This is a genomic window from Massilia sp. P2_C2 (assembly GCF_056404615.1).
Map to the genome: position 1 here is coordinate 1 of NZ_JBFUDR010000347.1, position 5,794 is coordinate 5,794.

Here is a 5,794-nt window from a genome sequence, read left to right on the forward strand (position 1 = left end):
GTTCTCGACCTGGATCACCTTGGCCACCGCGAGGCCGGCCGGGTAGATGCCGTCCAGGCCGGACGTCACGAGCACGTCGCCGACCTGGATGTCGGCGTTCGGCGCGACGAAGCGCAGGTCCAGGAGGCCGGACTGGCCGCGGCCATAGGCCACGCTGCGCAAGCCGTTGCGCAATACCTGCACGGGGATCGCCTGTTCCTTGTCGGTGAGGAGCGTGACTTCGGACGTGAACGGGAACACGCGCGTGACCTGGCCGACGACGCCGGCGTTGTCGATCACGGGCAGGCCGAGCTTGACGCCGTTGCGGGTGCCACGGTCGAGCACGACCCGACGCGTGGACGGGTCGCGCGCGTCATACAGGATCTCGCTCATCATGGAGTGCACGGGCAGGTGCTCGCGCGCGTCCATCAGGCGGCGCAACTGCGCGTTCTCGGCCATCTGGAGCTGCGCCTGCTGCATGGCCTGGGCCATCGCGACCTGCTGGCTCTTCAGGTCGCGGACTTCCTTCTGCAGGGCGGAGATCGAGGAAAAATACGTGCCCATGTTGGCCAGCGCGTCGCGCGGAGCCAGGGCGGCCATCTGAAACGGGTACAGGACCGTTGCCGCCACCTGGCGCACGGCGCTGAGCGCGTGCAGGCGCGCGTCGACCACGAGCAGCGCGATCGAGAGCAGAGCGAACGCGGTCACCTTGACCCTTGCGGGGGCGCCTTGCTTGAACAGCGGCGGAGGACTGTATTCCATGACTTCCAATAATGCGGGCGTACCTGGCCCGCGTCAATGTGGACGCTTGGCGCCGGGGGGCGGGCACCCGGTGTAGGGGCGCCAGGCGTCGCCAGCGCTGAACGCAAACAGCGCGGGGAATCCCGGGATCGCCGGGACCACCACACGCCCTGTTCGCACCGCCACGGCCGGGTTACTCGTACGAGAAAATCGAGCCCAGCTTGTCCATGCGCTCGAGCGCCATGCCGGAGCCGCGCACGACGCAGGTCAGCGGATCCTCGGCCACCAGCACCGGCAGGCCCGTCTCTTCCATCAGCAGACGGTCCAGGTCGCGCAGCAGCGCGCCGCCGCCCGTCAGCATCATGCCCTTCTCGGCGATGTCCGCGCCGAGTTCCGGCGGAGTCTGCTCGAGGGCGTTCTTGACGGCCGAGACGATGTTGTTCAGCGGGTCGGTCAGCGCTTCCAGGATCTCGTTGGACGAGATGGTGAAGGAACGCGGGATGCCTTCGGACAGGTTGCGGCCCTTGACTTCCATCTCCTTGACTTCGGAGCCCGGGAAGGCAGAACCTATTGCCTTCTTGATCGCTTCCGCGGTCTGCTCGCCGATCAGCATGCCGTAGTTGCGGCGGATGTAGTTGACGATGGCTTCGTCGAACTTGTCGCCGCCCACGCGCACGGAGCCTTTGTAGACCATGCCGCCCAGCGAGATGATGCCGACCTCGGTCGTGCCGCCGCCGATGTCGACGACCATCGAACCGGTCGCCTCCGCCACCGGCAGGCCGGCGCCGATCGCGGCCGCCATCGGCTCTTCGATCAGGTAGACCTGCGATGCGCCGGCGCCCAGCGCCGATTCGCGGATCGCGCGCCGCTCGACCTGCGTGGAACCGCAGGGCACGCAGATGATGATGCGCGGCGACGGACGGAAGAACTTCGAGTCGTGCACCATGCGGATGAACTGCTTGAGCATCTGCTCGGTGACGGTGAAGTCGGCGATCACGCCATCCTTCATCGGACGGATCGCTTCGATGTTGCCGGGGACCTTGCCGAGCATTTGCTTGGCTTCCTTGCCGACCGCCTGGATTGTCTTCTTACCGTTCGGACCGCCTTCCTGGCGGATCGCGACGACCGAAGGCTCGTCCAGCACGATGCCCAGACCGCGCACATAGATCAGTGTGTTGGCGGTACCCAGGTCGATGGCCAGGTCGTTAGAGAAATAGCTGCGTAAAAAACCAAACATGTGTGTCCTGATGTGCGCAAGGGGTGCGCCTAACATTAATCGGGGAATCTTCGCCGCAAAGCCGAATCCGCATCGCGGGCTTTTCATGCGTGGATAAAGGGCGGCTTTCGCCCGGAGAACGCATTAGCCCGCCATTCTACCTTATAATTTACAGATTAAACGCTGAAAAACGGGCAGTTTCATGCCCATATCGGCCTGCGAGATCGACGGTATTAGAAAGCTTTTATCAGCTTTAGCGCGCCGTTAACCAAATTTCATTGTCTACACACTCATCTTTTGAACGCGGCAACGAACCGCGCCATTTGCCATGTCCCTGACACTTTCAGACGTAAAACGGATCGCCAACCTGGCCCAGCTCGACATGGATGAGGCCCACGCCGAAACCGCCTTGACCGAGCTGAACGGGATCTTCGCCCTGGCCGAGCAGATGCAGGCCGTCGACACCACCGGCGTCGAACCGCTGTCGCAACCGCTGGCAGCCGTGCTCGCCCTGCCACTGCGCCTGCGCGAGGACGTGGTGACCGAGGAAAACCATCGCGACGACTACCAGGCCCCCGCCCCGGCAACCCAGGACGGCCTGTACCTCGTGCCGAAAGTCATCGAATAACCCGCAGCGAACGCCGACCATTATGATGCATCAAAAAACCATCAAGGAGCTGTCCGCGCTCCTGCACTCGAAACAAGTCTCCGCGACGGAGCTGACGCAGCACTACCTCGACCGCATCGCCGCCAGCCAGCATAATGCCTTCCTGGACGTGAATCCGGACCTGTCGCTGGCCCAGGCGAAGGCCGCCGACGAGCGCATCGCGCGCGGCAATGCCGGCCCGCTGACCGGCATCCCCATCGCCCACAAGGATATCTTCGTCACGCAGGGCTGGCGCTCGACCGCCGCCTCGAAGATGCTGGGCAATTACGTGAGCCCGTTCGACGCGACCGTCGTGACGAAATTCGGCGACGCCGGCATGGTGACGCTGGGCAAGCTCAACTGCGACGAATTCGCGATGGGCTCGTCGAACGAGAACTCGGCCTTCGGTGCCGTGAAAAACCCGTGGGACGCGCTGGCCGTGCCGGGCGGCTCGTCCGGTGGCTCGGCCGCCGCGATCGCCGCGCGCCTGGCGCCGGYCGCGACCGGTACCGACACCGGCGGCTCGATCCGCCAGCCGGCCGCGTTCTGCGGCATCACCGGCATCAAGCCCACGTATGGCCGCGTGTCGCGCTTCGGCATGATCGCGTTTGCCTCGTCGCTCGACCAGGGCGGCCCGATGGCCCGCACGGCCGAGGACTGCGCACTGCTGCTGAACGAGATGGTCGGCTTCGACGAGCGCGACGCGACGAGCCTCACGGCCGAGCAGGGCAACGCCCGCGAAGACTTTACGCGCGACCTGAACGCACCCTTGAGCGGCCTGCGCATCGGCGTGCCGAAGGAATACTTCGGTGAGGGCCTGGCAAGCGATGTCGAGCAGGCCGTGCGCGCCGCGCTGGGCGAATTCGTGAAGCTGGGCGCGACGCTGGTCGAGATCTCGCTGCCGAAGACGTCGCTGTCGATCCCCGTGTACTACATCATCGCGCCGGCGGAAGCCTCGTCGAACCTGTCGCGCTTCGACGGCGTGCGCTACGGCTACCGCGCGCCCGAGTACGCGGACCTGCAGGACATGTACAGGAAAACCCGCGCGCAGGCCTTCGGCAAGGAAGTCCAGCGCCGCATCATGGTCGGCACGTACGTGCTGTGCCACGGCTACTACGACGCCTATTACGTGCAGGCGCAGAAGATCCGCCGCCTGATCGCCGACGACTTCCAGGCCGCGTTCCGCGACAAGTGCGACGTGATCATGGGCCCGGTGGCCCCGAGCGTCGCGTGGGACCTGGGCTCGAAGGCGAACGACCCGGTGGCGAACTACCTGGCCGACATCTTCACCTTGTCGACGAGCCTCGCCGGCCTGCCCGGCATGTCGATCCCTTGCGGCTTCGGTCAGGGCAAGGAGGGAGCAATGCGGAATGGCCAGCGTCCGGTGGGCCTGCAAATCATCGGCAATTATTTCGCCGAGGCGAAGCTGCTGAACATCGCGCACCAGTACCAGCAGGCGACCGATTGGCATAACCGCGCCCCGGAAGGTATCTGATACGCATGGTGGGCACGGGGTGCCCACCCTACGGCACCGACATATCGTAGGGTGGGCTCCCCGAGCCCACCAAATGCCGGCACAGAGACATACAAGAGAGAACACTATGCAATGGGAAGTCGTCATCGGTCTTGAGAACCACGTCCAGCTCACGACCAACTCCAAAATCTTCAGCGGCAGCTCGATCAGGTTCGGCGCCGAGCCGAACACGCAGGCGAGCCCCGTCGACCTGGCGCTGCCGGGCGTGCTGCCCGTGATGAACAGGGGCGCCGTCGAGCGCGCCATCCGCTTCGGCCTCGCGGTCGGCGCGAAGATCGCGCCGCAGTCCGTGTTCGCGCGCAAGAACTACTTCTACCCCGACCTGCCGAAGGGCTACCAGATCAGCCAGTTCGAAGACCCGGTCGTGCAGGGCGGCAGCCTCACGTTCGCGTACGAGAAGGACGGCAAGCTGGAGACGAAGACCGTCAACCTGACCCGCGCCYACCTCGAGGAAGACGCCGGCAAGTCGCTGCACGAGGACTACCACGGGATGAGCGGCATCGACCTGAACCGCGCCGGCACGCCGCTGCTGGAAATCGTCTCCGAGCCGGAGATCCGCAGCGCCGCGGAAGCCGTCGCCTACGCCAAGGCATTGCACGGCCTCGTGATGTGGCTGGGCGTCTGCGACGGCAACATGCAGGAAGGCTCGTTCCGCTGCGACGTCAACGTCTCCGTGCGCCCCGTCGGCCAGAAGGAATTCGGCACCCGCTGCGAGATCAAGAACCTGAATTCGTTCCGCTTCATCGAAGAAGCGGTTCACTATGAAGTGCGCCGCCAGATCGAGCTGATCGAGGACGGCGGCCAGGTCGTGCAGGCCACGCGCCTGTGGGACCCGGACCGCAAGGAAACGCGCCAGATGCGCAGCAAGGAAGACGCGCAGGATTACCGCTACTTCCCCGACCCCGACCTGCCGCCGCTCGTCATCGCGCAGGAGTGGATCGACCGCGTCAAGGCCGACATGCCGGAACTGCCGGCCGCGATGCGCGACCGCTTCATCCGCGACTACGGCCTGCCCGAGTACGACGCGCTGATCCTGACGTCGTCGCAGGCAATGGCCACGTATTACGAAGCCGTCGTCGCCAAGGCCGGCAAGGAAAACGCCAAGGCCGCCGCGAACTGGCTGATGGGCGACGTGTCGTCCGCGCTGAACCGCGCCGACACCGACATCGAGCACTCCCCGGTCGAGGCCTCGCAACTGGCCCTGCTGCTGAAACGCATCGCCGACGGCACGATCTCGAACAACGCCGGCAAGAAGGTCTTCAGCCTGATGTGGGAAGCGCAATCGGAAGACGAGCACCTGGCCGACGCGATCATCGAACGCGAAGGCCTGAAGCAGATCTCGGACACGGGCGCGCTGGAAGCGATCGTCGACGAAGTCCTCGCCAACAATGCGAAATCGGTCGAGCAGTACAAGGCCGGCAAGGAAGCCGCCATCAATGCCCTGATCGGCCAGTGCATGAAGGCGTCGAAGGGGAAGGCGAATCCGGCCCAGGTCACCGAGCTGCTGAAGAAGAAGCTCGCGGCCTGAGATCCGCCACGCCATCGAGACGTCGTTCCCGCCCTGCGCCGGAACGACGTTTTTTTATCCTGCGCCCTCCAGCAACGCCAGCGCCTGCTCCCGCGCCGCCGCCCGCAGCGAAGCGCGCAACGCCGCGTCATCCGTCGTGCGCGCAAGCAC

At 65.2% G+C, this 5,794-nt stretch carries 5 protein-coding genes; 3 read left to right on the plus strand and 2 right to left on the minus strand.

Going from position 1 to position 5,794, the window contains the following annotated elements:
• Window positions 1-741: rod shape-determining protein MreC (gene mreC / locus AC1DYX_RS26655; RefSeq protein ID WP_477264496.1), on the minus strand; the 741-nt coding region annotated here is incomplete at its 3' end.
• Between the two features lie 172 nt (window positions 742-913).
• Window positions 914-1,957, minus strand: a complete 1,044-nt coding sequence (locus tag AC1DYX_RS26660; protein WP_036235315.1) for a rod shape-determining protein — start codon at window positions 1,955-1,957, stop codon at window positions 914-916.
• A gap of 307 nt (window positions 1,958-2,264) precedes the next feature.
• On the opposite strand from AC1DYX_RS26660, the gene gatC reads away from it, so the two are divergent.
• From gatC to gatB, 3 genes are all read left to right on the plus strand, one after another.
• Window positions 2,265-2,564: an Asp-tRNA(Asn)/Glu-tRNA(Gln) amidotransferase subunit GatC gene (gene gatC, locus AC1DYX_RS26665; protein WP_477264498.1), complete on the plus strand. Its 300-nt coding sequence runs from the start codon at window positions 2,265-2,267 to the stop codon at window positions 2,562-2,564.
• A gap of 25 nt (window positions 2,565-2,589) precedes the next feature.
• Window positions 2,590-4,077 (plus strand): Asp-tRNA(Asn)/Glu-tRNA(Gln) amidotransferase subunit GatA, encoded by a 1,488-nt coding sequence (gene gatA / locus AC1DYX_RS26670; RefSeq protein WP_477264500.1) that lies wholly within the window; start codon window positions 2,590-2,592, stop codon window positions 4,075-4,077.
• A 73-nt stretch (window positions 4,078-4,150) separates the two neighbouring features.
• On the plus strand, window positions 4,151-5,644 hold the full coding sequence (gatB, locus tag AC1DYX_RS26675) for an Asp-tRNA(Asn)/Glu-tRNA(Gln) amidotransferase subunit GatB (RefSeq protein WP_477264499.1): 1,494 nt from the start codon (window positions 4,151-4,153) through the stop codon (window positions 5,642-5,644).
• Window positions 5,645-5,794: the final 150 nt, after the last annotated feature.

Excerpts from the sequence above, each read along its gene's own strand:
- AC1DYX_RS26660 (WP_036235315.1), bottom strand. The coding sequence starts at position 1,957 with ATGTTTGGTTTTTTACGCAGCTATTTCTCTAACGACCTGGCCATCGAC.
- gatC (WP_477264498.1), top strand. The coding sequence starts at position 2,265 with ATGTCCCTGACACTTTCAGACGTAAAACGGATCGCCAACCTGGCCCAG.